12 protein-coding genes are annotated in these 16,237 nt (G+C 67.0%); 9 read left to right on the forward strand and 3 right to left on the reverse strand.

The window, feature by feature from the left end:
• Positions 1 to 9 precede the first annotated feature (9 nt).
• A complete protein-coding gene (gene bglX / locus HMPREF1224_RS39350; RefSeq protein WP_003113557.1) occupies positions 10 to 2,304 on the reverse strand; it encodes a beta-glucosidase BglX in 2,295 nt (764 codons plus the stop codon).
• A 170-nt stretch (positions 2,305 to 2,474) separates the two neighbouring features.
• Positions 2,475 to 4,532: a putative bifunctional diguanylate cyclase/phosphodiesterase gene (locus tag HMPREF1224_RS39355; protein WP_010794031.1), complete on the reverse strand. Its 2,058-nt coding sequence runs from the start codon at positions 4,530 to 4,532 to the stop codon at positions 2,475 to 2,477.
• A 352-nt stretch (positions 4,533 to 4,884) separates the two neighbouring features.
• On the opposite strand from HMPREF1224_RS39355, the gene HMPREF1224_RS39360 reads away from it, so the two are divergent.
• From HMPREF1224_RS39360 to HMPREF1224_RS39385, 6 genes are all read left to right on the forward strand, one after another.
• On the forward strand, positions 4,885 to 5,226 hold the full coding sequence (locus HMPREF1224_RS39360; protein WP_003087738.1) for a ribonuclease E inhibitor RraB: 342 nt from the start codon (positions 4,885 to 4,887) through the stop codon (positions 5,224 to 5,226).
• A gap of 97 nt (positions 5,227 to 5,323) precedes the next feature.
• The gene (locus tag HMPREF1224_RS39365) at positions 5,324 to 6,022 is read left to right on the forward strand and encodes a type 1 glutamine amidotransferase (protein WP_003117716.1); all 699 of its coding nucleotides are present in this window, start codon (positions 5,324 to 5,326) and stop codon (positions 6,020 to 6,022) included.
• A 349-nt stretch (positions 6,023 to 6,371) separates the two neighbouring features.
• Entirely contained in the window at positions 6,372 to 7,784 is a 1,413-nt protein-coding gene (locus tag HMPREF1224_RS39370) for a circularly permuted type 2 ATP-grasp protein (protein ID WP_003087741.1), read from the forward strand.
• A 2-nt stretch (positions 7,785 to 7,786) separates the two neighbouring features.
• Entirely contained in the window at positions 7,787 to 8,740 is a 954-nt protein-coding gene (locus tag HMPREF1224_RS39375; RefSeq protein WP_003087742.1) for an alpha-E domain-containing protein, read from the forward strand.
• Positions 8,737 to 9,537, forward strand: a complete 801-nt coding sequence (locus HMPREF1224_RS39380; RefSeq protein ID WP_003100717.1) for a transglutaminase family protein — start codon at positions 8,737 to 8,739, stop codon at positions 9,535 to 9,537. Before HMPREF1224_RS39375 ends, HMPREF1224_RS39380 begins: the two co-directional genes overlap by 4 nt.
• 81 nt (positions 9,538 to 9,618) lie before the next feature.
• Positions 9,619 to 10,350 carry a proteasome-type protease gene (locus HMPREF1224_RS39385; RefSeq protein ID WP_003120324.1) on the forward strand — a complete coding sequence of 244 codons (732 nt, stop codon included), beginning with the start codon at positions 9,619 to 9,621 and terminating at the stop codon, positions 10,348 to 10,350.
• Between the two features lie 7 nt (positions 10,351 to 10,357).
• Here the strand turns inward: HMPREF1224_RS39385 and HMPREF1224_RS39390 are convergent, their stop codons facing one another.
• Positions 10,358 to 11,179, reverse strand: coding sequence for a cytochrome c (locus tag HMPREF1224_RS39390; RefSeq protein ID WP_003100707.1), 822 nt, complete (start codon positions 11,177 to 11,179; stop codon positions 10,358 to 10,360).
• Positions 11,180 to 11,291: 112 nt separating this feature from the next.
• Between HMPREF1224_RS39390 and HMPREF1224_RS39395 the strand changes: the two genes are divergently transcribed.
• The 3 genes from HMPREF1224_RS39395 (at position 11,292) to HMPREF1224_RS39405 (ending at position 16,113) form a co-directional block, all read left to right on the forward strand.
• Complete coding sequence (locus HMPREF1224_RS39395; RefSeq protein ID WP_003087746.1) at positions 11,292 to 12,179, forward strand: AEC family transporter; 888 nt, start codon at positions 11,292 to 11,294, stop codon at positions 12,177 to 12,179.
• 570 nt (positions 12,180 to 12,749) lie between these two features.
• Positions 12,750 to 13,955, forward strand: coding sequence for an acetyl-CoA C-acetyltransferase (locus HMPREF1224_RS39400; protein WP_003087747.1), 1,206 nt, complete (start codon positions 12,750 to 12,752; stop codon positions 13,953 to 13,955).
• Between the two features lie 13 nt (positions 13,956 to 13,968).
• Positions 13,969 to 16,113 carry a 3-hydroxyacyl-CoA dehydrogenase NAD-binding domain-containing protein gene (locus HMPREF1224_RS39405; protein WP_003100703.1) on the forward strand — a complete coding sequence of 715 codons (2,145 nt, stop codon included), beginning with the start codon at positions 13,969 to 13,971 and terminating at the stop codon, positions 16,111 to 16,113.
• Positions 16,114 to 16,237: the final 124 nt, after the last annotated feature.

Below are 16,237 nucleotides of genomic sequence, written 5' to 3' on the forward strand. Positions count from 1 at the left end.
TCGGCGCCTTCAGAGCAGGGTGAAGCTGCGGCTTTCGGTTTGCGCCGAATCCAGGCCGACGAAGACCTTGAACTCGCCCGGCTCGGCCGTGTGCCTGAGCTGACTGTCGTAGAACTTCAGGTCTGCCTCGCCGAGGCGGAAGACGATCTCCCGCGATTCGCCGGGCTCCAGCATCACCTTGCGGAACCCGCGCAGTTCCTTCACCGGACGGCTGAGGCTGGCGACCGGGTCCTGCAGATAAAGCTGGACCACCGTGGCGCCGGCGCGCTTGCCGCTGTTGCTGAGCGTGACCCGCGCTTCCAGGGTAGCGCCGCGGGCCAGCCGTTCGCTGGACAGGCGCAGGGGCGAGAGACTGAACTCGGTGTAGCTGAGGCCGTAGCCGAACGGGTAGAGCGGGCCGTTGGCTTCGTCGAAATAGCGCGAGGTGTATTTGCCGGGGTTGTCGTGGTCCATCGGCCGGCCGGTGTTCAGGTGGTTGTAGTAGACCGGTACCTGGCCCACCGAGCGCGGGAAGGACATGGTCAGCTTGCCGCTGGGGTTGTGCTCGCCGAACAGCACGTCGGCGATGGCATTGCCGCCTTCGGTGCCACTGAACCAGGTTTCCAGGATCGCATCGGCGTTTTCCTGCTCCCAGCCCAGCGACAGCGGTCGGCCGTTCATCAGCACCAGCACCAGCGGCTTGCCGGTGGCCTTCAGTGCCTTCAGCAGCCGCCGCTGGCTGGCCGGGATGCGCAGGTCGGTGCGACTGGAGGCCTCGTGGGCCATGCCCTGCGATTCGCCGACCACGGCGACCACCAGGTCGGCGTCGCGCGCGGTGCGCAAGGCCTCCTCGAGCATCGCCTCGGCGGAGCGCGGATCGACCTCGACTTCCGGGTTGTAGCTGTTCAGGTAGTCGAGGATCGCCTGGTCGCCACTGACGTTGGCACCCTTGGCGTAGAGCAGGGTGGCACGCTCGCCGACGGCATTGGCCAGGCCCTGGTAGACGGTTACCGCCTGGCGTGGCACGCCGGCTGCCGACCAACTGCCGATGACGTCGCGCTGGCTCTTGGCCAGGGGGCCGATCACGGCGATCCGCCCCTGTTTCTTCAGCGGCAGCAGACCGTCGCGGTTCTTCAGCAGGACCAGTCCTTCGCGAGCCACCTCGCGGGCGGCCTGGCGGTGCAGGCGGCTCTCGGCGTTGGTGTCGAACGGCGGGTCGTCCGGCTTGCCCAGGCGCCGGTAGGGATCGGCGAACAGGCCGAGGTCGTACTTCGCCGCCAGCACGTCGCGGCAGGCGCGATCGATGTCGGCCTGGTCGATCTCGCCGGCCGCCAGCAGCTTCGGTAGCCAGGTCGAGTAGAGATCGTCGTTCATGTTCATGTCGACACCGGCCTGGATCGCCAGGCGCGTGGCGTCCCGCTCGTTGCCGGCGAGGCCGTGCTTGATCAGTTCCTTCACCGCGCCGTGGTCACTGATGGTCAGCCCCTTGAAGCCCCACTGCTGGCGCAACAGGTCGGTCAGCAGCCAGCGGTTGGCGGTGGCGGGCACGCCGTTGATGGTGTTCAGCGAGACCATCACCGCGCCGGCGCCGGCGTCCACCGCGGCCTTGTAGGGCGGCAGGTAGTCCTGGAACATGCGCGGCAGGCTCATGTCCACGGTGTTGTAGTCGCGGCCGCCTTCGGCCGCGCCGTACAGGGCGAAGTGCTTGACCGCCGCCATGATGCTGTCCGGGGCGGCCAGGTTGGAGCCCTGGTAGGCACGGACCATCACGCCGGACAGCAGCGAGGTCAGGTAGGTATCTTCGCCGAAGCCTTCCGAGACCCGCCCCCAGCGCGCGTCGCGGGTGATGTCGACCATCGGCGAGAAGCTCATGTCGAGCCCGTCAGCGCTGGCTTCGAGGGCGGAGATCCGCGCGCTGCGGGCGACCACCTCGGGGTCCCAGCTGGCGGCGAGGCCGAGGCTGATGGGGAAGATGGTGCGGTGCCCGTGGGCCACGTCGTAGGCATGGAACAGCGGGATCTTCAGGCGGCTATGGCGGACCTGGTCCTGCATGGCGCGAATGTCCGGGCGGGTCACGGTATTGAAGATGGCGCCGACCTTGCCGGCGCGGATGTCCGCCATCAGCGCTTCCTTGGGATGGTCGGCGCCGACGCTGACCAGGCGTAGCTGGCCGATCTTTTCCGCGTTGCTCATGCGAGCCATCAGGCTGGCGATGAAACGCTCCTTGTCGGTAGCCGGTGGATTGCCGGATTCGCCCTGGCCAGCCGCCAGTGCCGGGCTCCCGCTCAGCCCGATGAGAAGCCCCAGTACACACAGCCTGTTCATGCATGTTTTCTCGTTATTGGATAGACGCTCGTCGTGGCGGCGTGACATGTCGCGGCATGCCGCCCGGCGGGCGCGACATAAGGTGTTCGCAGCGCGGGCGGAAGTCAACGAGACGGCGATGGGCGAATCTGCCGGTTCTGACAGGTCCCGTGGCGCGCCGCTGGCGGCGCTCAGGCGACGCTGGCGAGCAACTGCTCGGCCGGCATCGGCCTGCCGAGCAGGAAGCCTTGCAGCGAATTGCAGCCGAGGCGGGTCAGGAACTCCTGCTGGGCCTCGGTTTCCACGCCCTCGGCGACGATCTTCAGGTTCAGCGTGCGGCCGAGGGCGACGATCGCCGAGACGATCGCGGCGTCGTCGCTGTCGTGGGCCAGCTCGTTGATGAAGCCACGGTCGATCTTCAGTTCGCTCGCCGGCAGGCGCTTGAGATAGAGCAGGCTGGAGTAGCCGGTGCCGAAGTCGTCGATGGAGATGCCGACGCCCATCGCCGACAACTGCTCGAGGATCACCAGGCTGGCATCGGCATCGCGCATGGCGGTCGATTCGGTCACCTCGAGGATCAGGTGGCTGGGCTCCAGCCTGTGGCGCAGGAGTGCGTTGCGCACCGAGTCGACCAGGCCGGCATGGGCGAACTGCAGGGCCGAAAGGTTCACCGCGATGTTCCACTCCGCATGCCCGCCGTCCAGCCAGAGGCGCATCTGCCGGCAGGCTTCGTCGAGCACCCACTCGCCGATCTGCACGATCAGGCCGGTTTTTTCCGCCAGCGGCAGGAACTGGTCGGGGGGGATCAGTCCGTGTTGCGGATGCTCCCAGCGCAGCAGCGCTTCCACGCCGACCATCGGTCCGTTCGGCGCCAGTACCTTGGGTTGGTAGTGCAAGACCAACTGCCGGCGCTCCAGGGCCTGGCGCAGGTCATGGAGCAGTTGCAACTGTTCCTGGGCGTTGGCGTTCATCGAACTCTCGAAGAAGCAGTAGCCGTTCCGTCCCTGGTCCTTGGCGTGATACATCGCCGCGTCGGCATTGATCATCAGTTCGTGGCGGGTCTGCCCGTCGCCGGGGTAGAGCGCGATGCCGATGCTCGCCGAGATCCGCACCTCGTGGCGGGATATCTGGTACGGCTGGCTGATCCGCTTCACCAGCTTCTCGGCCAGGGTCGCGGCGTCGGCGGGCTCGCGGGCCTCGATCAGCAGGACGAACTCGTCGCCGCCGAGGCGGGCGATGGTGTCCTGGGCGCGGACGTTGGCGCGGATACGCTCGGCGACTTCGATCAGCAACAGGTCGCCGAGGTGATGGCCGTAGGCATCGTTGACCGCCTTGAAGCCGTCCAGGTCCATGAACAGCACGGCGAACCGGCGATCGTCGCGGATCGCCTGCTGGATCGCCTGCTCCAGGCGGTCGTCGAGGAGCATGCGGTTGGGCAGCTTGGTCAGGTTGTCGTGCAGGGCCAACTGGATCAGCTCGCGGTTGGCTCGTGCGAGGGAGGTGGCGAGCACCGAGGTACGCGCCTCCAGGCGCGAGTCCAGCACCGAGACGATCAGGGCGATGGCGATCACCGCCAGGGTGATCACGATGACCAGCACCGCCAGCCAGCCGTTGTCGATGCCTCGGCCGGCGGCACCGCAGAAGCTGCCCAGGGGGAACTGCGCGGCGGCCATCCCGGTGTAGTGCATGCCGACGATGGCGCAGCCCATCACCAGGGCGGCGCCGGCCCGGACCAGGACGATGCGCCGGCTGCCATGGCGCAGGCGGAAGGCGATCCACAGCGCGGCGCCGGAGGCGATCACCGCGATCAGGATGGAGAGGCCGAGCCACAGCGGGTCGTAGACGATCCCCGGCATCATCAGCAGGGCGGCCATCCCGGTGTAGTGCATGGCGGCGATGCCGCTGCCCATCAGCAGGGCGCCCAGCGCCAGGCGTTGCCAGGGGAGTTCCGCCTGGCACACCAGCCAGAGGGCGAAGGCCGAACTGCCGACGGCCAGTAGCAGCGACAGCAGGGTCAGGCCCAGGTCGTAGCCGAGCGGGATCGGCAGGCTGAAGGCGAGCATGCCGACGAAATGCATCGACCAGATGCCGAAGCCCATGGCGAAAGCGCCGCCGATCAGCCAGGAGAGCGCCTCGCGGCCTTTCGCCAGGGTCACCCGGCCGGCCATGTCGAGAGCGGTGTAGGACGCCAGGATGGCCACAATCAGGGAAAAGGCGACAAGAACCTGGTTGTAGCTGCTGATAAGCATGAAAGCGTCCGAACGGGATAGCGGGAGAGAAGTGGTTGATATCAACCTGATATTATTGCACGAGTCGCTTTCGCCAATGCCATCGGGCAGGACCAACGGTCGCCGGCGCAGGCGGAATCTTGCTCAACGGCCGGGCCTTTTGTACAGCGCTTTGTCTGCCGCCGGTCGCCGCCCGCCGGGGCAGGCGGCGGAAAGCTCGGCAGCGCTGGCAGGTTGACGCTACCCTGAAAGAAGCCATGGTCGTCCGATCCTCCTCTGGCCTGATCACAAAACTCTCATGATCGCCGACGATGGCTTCAGCTGAATGGGGAATCGGTGAATTTTCTGAATGTCTCGACAGGAGGTGCGTCTCATGGAAAAGCCCTTCTCGGATGATGTCAGCGTGAATGTCCTGCGTCGCATGAAAGAAGGCGGCTTCGACTTCGCGCGCATCCATCCCATCGACTTCTTCGCCATCTTTCCCAGTGAGCGGGAGGCCCGCCAGGCAGCGGGCCAGTTTCGCGGCGAGTCGCTCAGGGCCCAGGTCGTCGCTCGCGACGATGGCTCCTGGAACCTGCAGGTCAGCAAGGTGATGTACGCCACCCATGCCGCCATCGGTGCCTTCGAACACGACCTGGAGGAAGTCGTGGTGCCGCTGGGCGGCGTGCTGGACGGGTGGGGCGTGACCCAGGAGGTCACTTCGCTGCGTCCGTGACGGCGGCGGGACCCCGGCCGCGATCCCGGGCCGGGGCTCCTGCGTCGGGCTTTCCTTCCTCGAAGGCTTTCCTTCAGACTGGGGAAGGAGGTAAGCCATGAGCGATATTCTGATCCTGACCCATGCCGAGTTCTGTCCGCCAGGCCATCTGGGTGCCGTGCTGGCGGAGCGCGGCCTGGACTTCCGCGTGATCCGCGCCGACCTCGGCGAACTCGCCGGTCTCGACGCCGAACGCCCGCGAGCGGTGGCGATCATGGGTGGGCCGATGAGCGTCAACGACGACCTGCCCTGGTTGCGCGACGAACTGGCGCTGCTGCGTCGCTTCATCGAGCGGCGCATCCCGCTGATCGGCCATTGCCTCGGCGGCCAGTTGCTGGCCCGCGCCCTGGGCGCGACGGTGCGGCACCAGCCCTACACCGAAATGGGCTGGCAGCCCATGCAGCGGGAAAGCCGCGACAGTCCATGGCTGGCCGGGCTGCCGGAGCGCTTCTCGATCTTCCAGTGGCATGGCGATGCCTTCGACCTGCCGCAGGGCGCCGAGCGCCTGCTGTCCAGCCCGTGGTGCGAGAACCAGGGGTTTTCCTGGGGTGGTCACGTACTCGGCCTGCAAGGCCATCCGGAAATGACCGAGGAACTGGTGCGGCGCTGGATCGCCGGCTGGCCGCACCTGCTCGATCCCTCCCAGCCCAGCCAGCAATCCGCCGAGGACATGCTGGCCGGGTTGCCTGCCAGGATTGCCGGGCTGAATCGGGTGGCCGAGGGTTTCTACCGTCATTGGCTGTCGCTGATCGATTGACCTTCCCGGCCGCGGGCGCCCCCCTGGCACTACCGCCGGTCCGCTTTATCGCTCGTTCGAGCGAGACGGCTGTCTGCATGGAAGGGAGGGGATAAGCCGTCTCCCTTCCGGGTCTGTTCTAGACTTATCGGTCCCACAGGTCGCTTCGCGATCGGCAGGTCGATGCCGGTCCGTGGCCGCGGGGCGCGCATGCCGTCGAACGGGGCGCCCTTCCTCTCCCTGTGGGCAGGATGCACCAGACTGGGGCGAACCCGCCGCGCCGACCCTGCGAATCGCCGACGAGCCGTGATCCGCGCGCTGGCACGGGCTTTGCGAGTTCCCCATCGTTCGTGACGACAAGGAGTCCGGCATGGCACGCATGTTTTACGACGAGATGCACGATGCTGGCGGCGAATGCCGCTCGCATTATCGGGAATTCGCTCGCTGGCTGGCCGACACCCCTGAAGAGCAACTGCTGCAACGCCGGCGCGAAGCCGACCTGCTGTTCCACCGCGCCGGCATCACCTTCACCCTGTACGGCGACGAGCAGGGCACCGAGCGCCTGATCCCCTTCGACACCATCCCGCGCAGCATTCCCGCGGCGGAGTGGGCGCACATCGAGGCCGGCTGCATCCAGCGCGTCCAGGCGCTGAACCTGTTCCTCGCCGACCTCTACCACGAACAGCGCATCCTCAAGGCCGGGGTGATTCCTGCCGAGCAGGTCCTGGCCAACGACCAGTACCAACTGGCGATGCAGGGACTGGACCTGCCGGGCAACGTCTACGCGCACATTGCCGGGGTCGACCTGGTCCGCGACGGCAGCGGCAACTATTACGTGCTGGAGGACAACCTGCGCACGCCCAGCGGTGTTTCCTACATGCTGGAAAACCGCAAGATGATGATGCGCCTGTTCCCCGAGCTGTTCGTCCGCCAGCGCGTGGCGCCGATCGACCACTACCCGGACCTGCTGCTCGACACCCTAAAGCGGGCCAGTGACGTCGAATCGCCGAGCGTGGTGGTATTGACGCCGGGACGTTTTAACAGCGCCTACTTCGAACACGCCTTCCTCGCCCGCGAGATGGGCGTGGAACTGGTCGAAGGCGCCGATCTGTTCGTCCGCGACGAGCGGGTCTACATGCGCACGACGGCCGGACCGCAACCGGTGGACGTGATCTACCGAAGGATCGACGACGCCTTCCTCGACCCGCTGGCGTTCAACCCGGATTCGCTGCTCGGCGTGCCCGGCCTGCTGGCCGCCTACCGGGCCGGCAACCTGGTGCTGGCCAACGCGATCGGTACCGGGGTGGCCGACGACAAGTCGATCTATCCCTACGTGCCGGACATGATCCGCTTCTACCTCGGCGAAGACCCGCTACTGCACAACGTGCCGACCTGGCAATGTCGCAAGCCGAAGGAACTGGCGCACGTCCTGGCGCACCTGCCGGAGCTGGTGGTGAAGGAGACCCAGGGTTCCGGCGGCTACGGCATGCTGGTCGGACCGGCGGCCAGCCGGGAGGAAATCGAGCTGTTCCGCGAGCGCCTGAAGGCTCGCCCGGAGGCCTATATCGCGCAACCGACGCTGTCCCTGTCGACCTGTCCGACCTTCGTCGAGAGCGGCGTCGCGCCGCGCCATATCGACCTGCGGCCGTTCGTCCTGTCGGCGCCGGATCGGGTTCGCCTGGTGCCTGGCGGGCTGACCCGGGTGGCGTTGCGCGAAGGCTCGCTGGTGGTCAATTCGTCCCAGGGTGGCGGCACCAAGGACACCTGGGTGGTGGAGGAATAAGCATGCTCAGCCGGACCGCTTCCGACCTGTACTGGATGTCGCGCTACCTGGAACGCGCGGAGAACCTCGCCCGCATGCTCGACGTCAGCTACTCGCTGTCGCTGTTGCCGCAGGACCGCAACGGCGGCGGCCTGGACGAACTGGCCATGCCGCTGCTGATCACCGGCACCCTCGACGCCTACCTGGAGCGCCACGGCGAACTGGCCGCCGAGCGCCTGCTGAGTTTCTTCGCCCTCGACCCGGACAACCCGGCGAGCATCTACAGCTGCCTGGCCGCAGCGCGCGCCAGTGCCCATGCGGTACGCGGGCGGATCACCCTGGACATGTGGGAGAACATCAACGCCACCTGGCTGGAAATGCGCGGCATCGCCGCCGAGGGCATCCTGCGCTATGGCATCAGTCGTTTCTGCGAATGGGTGAAGGACCGCTCGCACCTGTTCCGCGGCGCGACCTTCGCCACCAGCATGCGCAACGATGCGTTCCGCTTCATCCGTCTCGGAACCTTCATCGAACGCGCCGACAATACCTTGCGCCTGCTCGATGCGCGCTACCAGACCCAGGGCGAAGCGGCGCTCGCCGGGGCGGACGAGGGCACCGCGCGCGGCTACTACCAGTGGAGCGCGCTGCTGCGGGCGCTATCCGCCTTCGAGGGCTACACCGAGCTGTACCGCGCCTCGCCCAACGCGCGCAACATCGCCGAATTGCTGCTGTTGCGCGAGGACGTGCCACGTTCGCTGCTGTCCTGCATCGAGGAACTGAGCGAGATCCTTTCCGGCCTGCCCGGCGTCAACGGCCGGCCGGCGCAGCGCCTGGCCGCCGAGCTGGAGGCGCGGGTGCGCTACACCGGCATCGACGAGGTGCTGGAACAGGGCCTGCATACCTGGATCACCGACTACATCCTGCTGGTTCGCCAGTTGGCCAACGCCATTCACAGCTCCTACCTGGAGGCCGCATGAGACTCTCGATCACCCACGACACCACCTATCGCTACGAAGACCGGGTGCGCGCCAGCATCCAGTACCTGCGCCTGACCCCACAGGACAGCGAGCGCCAGCACGTGGTCGATTGGCGCCTGGACCTGCCGCGCCCGGCGCGGCCGCTGCGCGATCCGTACGGCAACATCCTGCACGTCCTGACCCTGGACGAACCGCATGAGTCGGTCCTGATCGCCGCCCACGGCCTGGTCGAGATCGACGAGGAGCGCGAGGTGGAGCACGATCGCCAGTCGCCGTTGCCGTTCCTGCGCAGCACCCGCCTGACCGGCGCCGATGCCGAGATGCGCGCCTTCGCCGAACGCGCCATGGGCGGCCGCAAGGACCGCGGCGGCCTGCTCGACCTGATGCATGCGCTGCACGAGCATATCCTCTACCAGCCGGGGGCGACCCGCGTCGACAGCACCGCCATCGAGGCTTTCGGCGCACGCGCCGGGGTCTGCCAGGACCATGCGCATGCCTTCCTCGCCTGCGTCCGCAGCCAGGGCGTGCCGGGGCGCTACGTCTCCGGCTACCTCTACACCGAGGACGATACGCACCTGGCCAGCCATGCCTGGGCCGAGGCCTGGCTCGGCGACGGCTGGTACAGCTTCGACGTGACCAACCGGCTCGGCCGTCCGGAGCGCCATCTCAAGCTGGCCGTCGGCCTCGACTACCTGGATGCCTGCCCGGTGCGCGGCTTGCGCCGTGGCGGCGGTTGCGAGCAGATGCATGCGAGGGTGCTGGTCAGCGCGCCGCTGCTGCAGGTGCAGCAACAGTGACGATCCATTGCGCGCCTGGCGTTATCGGCGATTGCCTTTACGCTTGAGGGGCGGGGACGGACGGAATAAGGAAGATTCGAGATGACCTACTGTGTCGCGATGCACCTGGCCGATGGGTTGGTGTTCGCCTCCGATTCGCGGACCAACGCCGGGATCGACCATATCGCCACCTTCCGCAAGCTGTTCACCTTCGGCACGCCTGGCGAGCGCCTGCTGGTGGTGCAGACGGCCGGCAACCTGGCGACCTCGCAATCGGTGATCAACCTGTTGCAGCAGCGCATCCGCCGGGACGGCGCCAGCCTGCTCAACGTGCCCTCGGTCTACGACGCCACGGCGCTGGTCGCCGAGACCACCCGCGAGGTGCTGGCCCGCGACGGCGGCAATCTGGCCGGCAATACCGACCTGAGCTGTTCCTTCCTGGTCGGCGGGCAGATCGCCGGCGGACCGCCGGCGCTGTACAGCATCTATCCCCAGGGCAACTTCATCCAGGCCACGCCGGACACGCCTTTCCTGCAACTGGGCGAAAGCAAGTACGGCAAGCCGATCCTCGACCGCAACCTGACTTTCGACACGCCGCTGGAGCAGGCCCTGCGCTGCGCGCTGGTGTCGTTCGACTCGACCATCCGCAGCAACCTCTCGGTGGGCATGCCGCTGGACCTGCTGGTCTACCACCGCGACAGCCTGATCCTGCCGGAGGGCTACCGGGTCACCGAGGACGACGCCTATTTCAGCGCCATCCGCCGCCAGTGGAGCGCCGGCCTGCACGACTTGCTGGAGCGCCTGCCGTCGCCGCCCTCGGCGTACAACATCTGACGCCGCTTCAGCCGGCCGCGCCCGCCTTGCGGCCGGCCATGTGGCGCAGGTAGCCGATCAACTGGCGCAACTCCTGGTCGTCGATCACCCGTTCCGGGAACGCCGGCATCTTCGCCTGCGGCCATTGCCGCAGCGCCTGCGGGTCGCGGATGTAGCGGGCGAGGAATTGCGGCTGGAAGTACTCGGTGGGGTTGTACGGCAGGTTCAGGTCCGGGCCGAACTGGGCGTCGCCGGCACCGTTGAGACGGTGGCAGGCCAGGCAGTTCTTCTGGAACACGGCGAAGCCGGCGCGCACCTCCGCGCTGGCGTCGGCGGCCGGCAGCAGGGCCGGGAAGCGTTCGGCCAGAGGGGACTGGTAGCGGATGCGGACGACCTGGAAGGGCCATTGCTCCGGACCGATGCGTTTTTCCTCGGGTTTGCTCCAGACCAGATAGAACGGCCCGGCGGACGGCTTGCCGGCGCCCAGCGGCGGCCAGGGGCGCTGCGGATCCTCTATCGCCAGCCAGGCTTGCGAGCCCTGTTCGGCGAGCAGCGGGGCGGCCGGCAACTCGGCGGCGAAGCCGTCGCTGGCCACGGCCTGCAAATGGTCTTCGGGATGCACGCCTTTCAACAACGCCGCCAGTGGCACGGCGCGGTAGCGCATGTTCCGGCGGTAGGCGACGTCGGCCGGGATGTCCAGGTCGCGGGCCTGCGGATGCCTGAGCAGTTCTTCGCTGCTCCAGGTCTGCGTGCCCCCCGGCAGTTCCAGGCGGAGCTCGGCGGCCCAGGCGGCAGCCACAGGGAAGAGCAGGGCACCTAGCAACGCCAGGCGCGGGAGAGTGACAGGCATGCGGGTTCCTCGTGCATCCGCCGGTTATGGCATGGAGCGAGAGATTGGCACGGAACGGGGGCCTCGCGGTAGCATGCGGGCCATTGCATAGCTGGCTAACCAAGGGGTTCCCGTGCTCGCCGAGTTGTTCGCCGTGATGGCGCCCGTGCTGTTCGGCGCCGGTGTCGGTTACGTCTGGGTCCGTCTCGGACACGCCTATCCGACCGAGTTCGTTTCGCGCATCGTGTTCAACATCGGTTCGCCATGCCTGATCCTCGCCACCCTGGCGCATACCCGGGTGGACCTGCACAGTTTCGGCCGGATGGCCCTGGCCAGCGCGCTGATCTGCGTCTGCATGGCTGCGCTGGGCTGGGCGGCGGCGCGCCTCGGGCGCCAGGAGTGGCAGGTGCTGGTGCCGGCCTACAGCTTCCCGAATGTCGGCAACATGGGCCTGCCGGTGTGCCTGTATGCGTTCGGCGAGGCGGGGATGACCCTGGCGGTGGCGTTCTACCTGATCATGTCGATCGGCAACTTCAGCCTCGGCGTGTTCTGGATGAGCGGCGAGCGCTCCTGGCGTTCGCTGCTGGGCAATCCGATCCTGCTCAGCGTGCTGCTGGCCTTGTTGTTGATGGGGCTCGACCTGCAACTGCCACGCTGGATGGCGAATACCGTCGACCTGATGGCCGGGCTGACCATTCCGCTGATGCTGATCACCCTCGGCGTGTCCCTGGCCAGCATCCGCCCGCGGCAACTGGGCAATGGCTTTTTCTATGGCGGCTTGCGTCTTCTGCTGGGGGCGCTGGTGGGCTGGTCGGTGGCGCTGGCGTTGCAATTGCCGCCGCTGGCGCAGGGGGTGCTGGTGGTGCAGTCGTCGATGCCGGTGGCGGTGTTCAACTATCTCTACGCCTTGCGCGGCAATCGTTCGCCGGATCAGGTCGCCAGCCTGGTGCTGTGTTCGACCCTGCTGTCGTTCGCCTTCATTCCGCTGCTGCTGACCTGGTGGCTGCCTGCGCTGCGCTGACCGCGAGGCGGTGCGCAGCGTGCAGGCAGCAGGTGCCCTAACGGATCAGACTGTTAAGGTTGGGAAGGATCAGGATGACTGTGGTGGCGAAGACGATGAGGCTCGCTTGCCGCCATCTTTTTGGCTGCTCGTTCAACATGGCCTGTCTGCCTTTCTTGTTGTCGGGTGGCTGCCTGCTCCGCGCTACGGCCCGGCGGAACGGCTTGCCACGCAGTGGCGTACTCTTCGGTCGGCCCGGCATCCCCGGCGTCGACCTCCCTTTCGAACGCTTGCATGAATCAGTCTAAGCCCCGGCCTGCGCGGGCTTAGACCACTTGGATACAAGCTGCTGCGGTCTAGACATATTCCCTCTATATGACAGCGTGGTGACGGCTCTGGCGTGCGTCTCGACCGTTCGTCCGGTGTCCGGGTTTCCGGTCGAAAGATGGCATGGTGCTATCTTCCCGGCGTTGCAGGCTGAGCTGGGCGGTCAATCAGCCTGAGCGGTTCGGTCATTGTCCCGCCGGCGAGCCTGTTTAAGGTAGGCGGAGGCCCGCTCGGCCGGACGAGAACAGGATAAGAGAGACCGCCATGACCGACGCATTCATTTACGACGCCGTGCGTACTCCCCGCGGCAAGGGCAAGAAGGATGGCGCGCTGCACAGCGTCAAGCCGGTGAACCTGATGGCCGGGCTGTTGCGCGCGGTCCAGCGGCGCAACGACCTGGATACCGCCCAGGTCGACGATATCGTGCTCGGCTGCGTGACGCCGGTGGGCGACCAGGGCGCCGATATCGCCAAGACCGCGGCGCTGGTGGCCGACTGGGACGAACAGGTTGCCGGCGTGCAGATCAACCGTTTCTGCGCCTCCGGCCTGGAGGCGGTGAACCTGGGGGCGATGAAGGTACGCTCCGGTTTCGAGGACCTGGTCCTGGTCGGCGGCGTCGAGTCCATGTCACGCGTGCCGATGGGCTCCGACGGCGGCGCCTGGGCACTGGATCCGGAAACCAACCTGCACACCAGCTTCGTCCCGCAAGGGATCGGCGCCGACCTGATCGCCACCCTGGAAGGCTTCAGTCGCGCCGATGTCGATGCCTTCGCCCTGCGCTCCCAGCAGAAGGCCGCCAAGGCCCGCGCCGAAGGGCTGTTCGGCAAGTCGCTGGTGCCGGTCGCCGACCAGAATGGCATCGTCCTGCTCGACCACGATGAGTTCATTCGCGCCGACTCCACCCTGGAAGGGCTCGCCGCGCTCAAACCGAGTTTCGAGATGATGGGGCAGATGGGCTTCGACGCCACCGCGCTGCGCAAGTACAGCCAGGTCGAGCGCATCGAGCACGTGCATACGCCGGGCAACAGCTCGGGGATCGTCGACGGCGCCAGCGCCATGCTCATCGGCTCCGAGGCCAAGGGCCGCGAACTGGGCCTGAAGGCGCGGGCGCGGATCGTCGCTACCGCGGTGACCTCCACCGACCCCACCATCATGCTTACCGGCCCCGCGCCGGCGACCCGCAAGGCCCTGGCCAAGGCCGGCCTGAAGGTGGAAGACATCGACCTGTTCGAAGTCAACGAGGCGTTCGCTTCGGTGGTGATGAAGTTCATGAAGGACATGGGCGTGGCGGAAAGCAAGGTCAACGTCAACGGCGGCGCCATCGCCATGGGCCACCCGCTCGGCGCCACCGGCTGCATCATCCTCGGCACGCTGCTCGACGAACTGGAGCGGCGCAACCTGCGCTACGGCCTGGCCACCCTCTGCGTAGGCGGCGGCATGGGCATCGCCACCATCATCGAGCGCGTGTGAAGGGAGAACCGGAATGACTGACGCTATCCGTTACGAAAAAGGCCAGGACAACGTCGTCGTCCTGACCATGGACATGCCCGGGCAGAGCGCCAACACCATGAACGGTGTCTACCGCGAGGCGATGGCGAAGACCATCGCACGGCTGGAGGCGGAGAAAGAGGGGATCGCCGGCGTGGTGCTGACCTCGGCGAAGAAGACCTTCTTCGCCGGCGGCGATCTCAACGAGCTGATCAAGGTCACCAAGGCCGACGCCCCGGCCTTCTACCAGGGCATCCTCGAACTCAAGGGCCAACTGCGGCGCCTGGAGACCCTCGGCAAGCCGGTGGTCGCCGCGATCAACGGCGCTGCGCTGGGCGGCGGCTGGGAGATCTGCCTGGCCTGCCACCACCGCATCGCCCTAGACAATCCCGGCGTGCAGCTCGGCCTGCCGGAGGTGACTCTCGGCCTGTTGCCGGGCGGCGGCGGGATCGTGCGCATGGTGCGCCTGCTTGGCCTGGAGAAAGCCCTGCCGTACCTCGCCGAAGGCAAGAAGGTGCGTCCGGCGGAAGCGCTCAAGGCCGGGCTGATCCACGAACTGGCCGACAGCCCCGAGGAAATGCTGGAGAAGGCCCGCGCCTGGATCCTCGCCAACCCGGCGGCGAAGCAGCCCTGGGACAGCGCCGGCTACAAGATTCCCGGCGGTACGCCTGCCAGTCCCAACGTGGCGCAGATGCTGGCCATCGCACCGTCGGTGCTGCGCGACAAGACCAAGGGTTGCTTCCCGGCGCCCGAGAAGATCATGTGCGCGGCAGTGGAGGGCGCCCAGGTCGATTTCGACACCGCGCAACTGATCGAGGCGCGCTATTTCACCGAGCTGACCACCGGCCAGGTGGCGAAGAACATGATCGGCACCTTCTGGTTCCAGCTCAACGAGATCAACGCCGGCAAGTCGCGGCCGCAGGGGTATCCGGTGCGGGCGACGAAAAAGGTCGGCGTGCTCGGCGCCGGGATGATGGGCGCGGGCATCGCCTACGTATCGGCGGCGGCCGGCATCGAGGTGGTGCTCAAGGACGTCTCGCTGGAAGCGGCGGAGAAGGGCAAGGCTTATTCGGCCAGGCTGCTGGATAAGAAAGTTGCGCGCGGGCACCTGTCCGCCGAGAAGCGCGACGCCTTCCTCGCGCGGATCGTGCCGAGCGTCAGCGAAGCCGACTTCGAAGGCTGCGACCTGATCATCGAGGCGGTCTTCGAGGACCGCGCGCTGAAAGGCAAGGTCACCGCCGAGGCCGAGAAGCATGCCCTGGCCGATGCGGTAGTGGCGTCCAATACCTCGACCCTGCCGATCACCGGTCTGGCCCAGGCGGTGGCGCGGCCGGAGAAGTTCATCGGCCTGCACTTCTTCAGCCCGGTGGACAAGATGCCGCTGGTGGAGATCATCCGCGGCGAAAAGACCAGCGACGAAACCCTGGCGCGCGGTTTCGACTACGTACTGCAGATCAAGAAAACGCCGATCGTGGTCAACGACAGCCGCGGCTTCTTCACCTCGCGGGTATTCGGCACCTTCACCAACGAAGGCATCGCCATGCTCGGCGAAGGCGTGAGCGCCGCGATGATCGACAACCAGGCGCGCCAGGCCGGTATGCCGGTGGGGCCGCTGGCGATTTCCGACGAGGTCTCCCTGAGCCTGATGACCCACATCCGCAACCAGACCGCCCGCGACCTCGAGGCCGAGGGCAAGGCTCTGCCGACGCACCCTGCGTTCGCCGTGATCGACCTGATGGTCAATGAGTACAAGCGCCCGGGCAAGGCGGCCGGCGCCGGCTTCTACGACTACCCGGCGAACGGCAGGAAACATCTCTGGGCGGAACTCAAGAGCCGCTTCGAGAAGCCCGATGCGCAAATATCCGCCGAGGACGTACGCGACCGCCTGCTGTTCATCCAGGCCATCGAGACCGTGCGTTGCGTGGAGGAGGGGGTATTGCACTCCACCGCCGACGCGAACATCGGCTCGATCTTCGGTATCGGTTTCGCCGCCTGGAGCGGGGGCGCCTTGCAGTTCATCAACCAGTACGGCCTGAAGGACTTCATCGCCCGCGCCCAATACCTGGTCGAACAGTACGGCGAGCGCTTCGAGCCGCCGGCGCTGTTGCTGGAGAAGGCGGCGAAGGGCGAGCTGTTCTGAGTCCTGGCGTCGCATGGAGAGCCGGCCTTCGGGCCGGCTTTCTCGTGGTCGCGTACCGCGGCGGATGACGCCACCCCGGTATCCCCTGGTTCTTGCCAGCCAGGCCGCCACGGGTAGGGCGAAT

This window comes from Pseudomonas sp. P179 (assembly GCF_000478485.2).
In the GTDB taxonomy this organism is placed as follows: Bacteria; Pseudomonadota; Gammaproteobacteria; order Pseudomonadales; family Pseudomonadaceae; genus Pseudomonas; species Pseudomonas aeruginosa.

Bases quoted from the DNA above. Each gene is read 5' to 3' on its own strand.
- HMPREF1224_RS39370 (WP_003087741.1), top strand. From the start codon at position 6,372: ATGGCACGCATGTTTTACGACGAGATGCACGATGCTGGCGGCGAATGC.
- bglX (WP_003113557.1), bottom strand. From the start codon at position 2,304: ATGAACAGGCTGTGTGTACTGGGGCTTCTCATCGGGCTGAGCGGGAGC.
- HMPREF1224_RS39360 (WP_003087738.1), top strand. From the start codon at position 4,885: ATGGAAAAGCCCTTCTCGGATGATGTCAGCGTGAATGTCCTGCGTCGC.
- HMPREF1224_RS39380 (WP_003100717.1), top strand. From the start codon at position 8,737: ATGAGACTCTCGATCACCCACGACACCACCTATCGCTACGAAGACCGG.
- HMPREF1224_RS39375 (WP_003087742.1), top strand. From the start codon at position 7,787: ATGCTCAGCCGGACCGCTTCCGACCTGTACTGGATGTCGCGCTACCTG.
- HMPREF1224_RS39405 (WP_003100703.1), top strand. From the start codon at position 13,969: ATGACTGACGCTATCCGTTACGAAAAAGGCCAGGACAACGTCGTCGTC.
- HMPREF1224_RS39365 (WP_003117716.1), top strand. From the start codon at position 5,324: ATGAGCGATATTCTGATCCTGACCCATGCCGAGTTCTGTCCGCCAGGC.
- HMPREF1224_RS39390 (WP_003100707.1), bottom strand. From the start codon at position 11,179: ATGCCTGTCACTCTCCCGCGCCTGGCGTTGCTAGGTGCCCTGCTCTTC.
- HMPREF1224_RS39385 (WP_003120324.1), top strand. From the start codon at position 9,619: ATGACCTACTGTGTCGCGATGCACCTGGCCGATGGGTTGGTGTTCGCC.
- HMPREF1224_RS39355 (WP_010794031.1), bottom strand. From the start codon at position 4,532: ATGCTTATCAGCAGCTACAACCAGGTTCTTGTCGCCTTTTCCCTGATT.
- HMPREF1224_RS39400 (WP_003087747.1), top strand. From the start codon at position 12,750: ATGACCGACGCATTCATTTACGACGCCGTGCGTACTCCCCGCGGCAAG.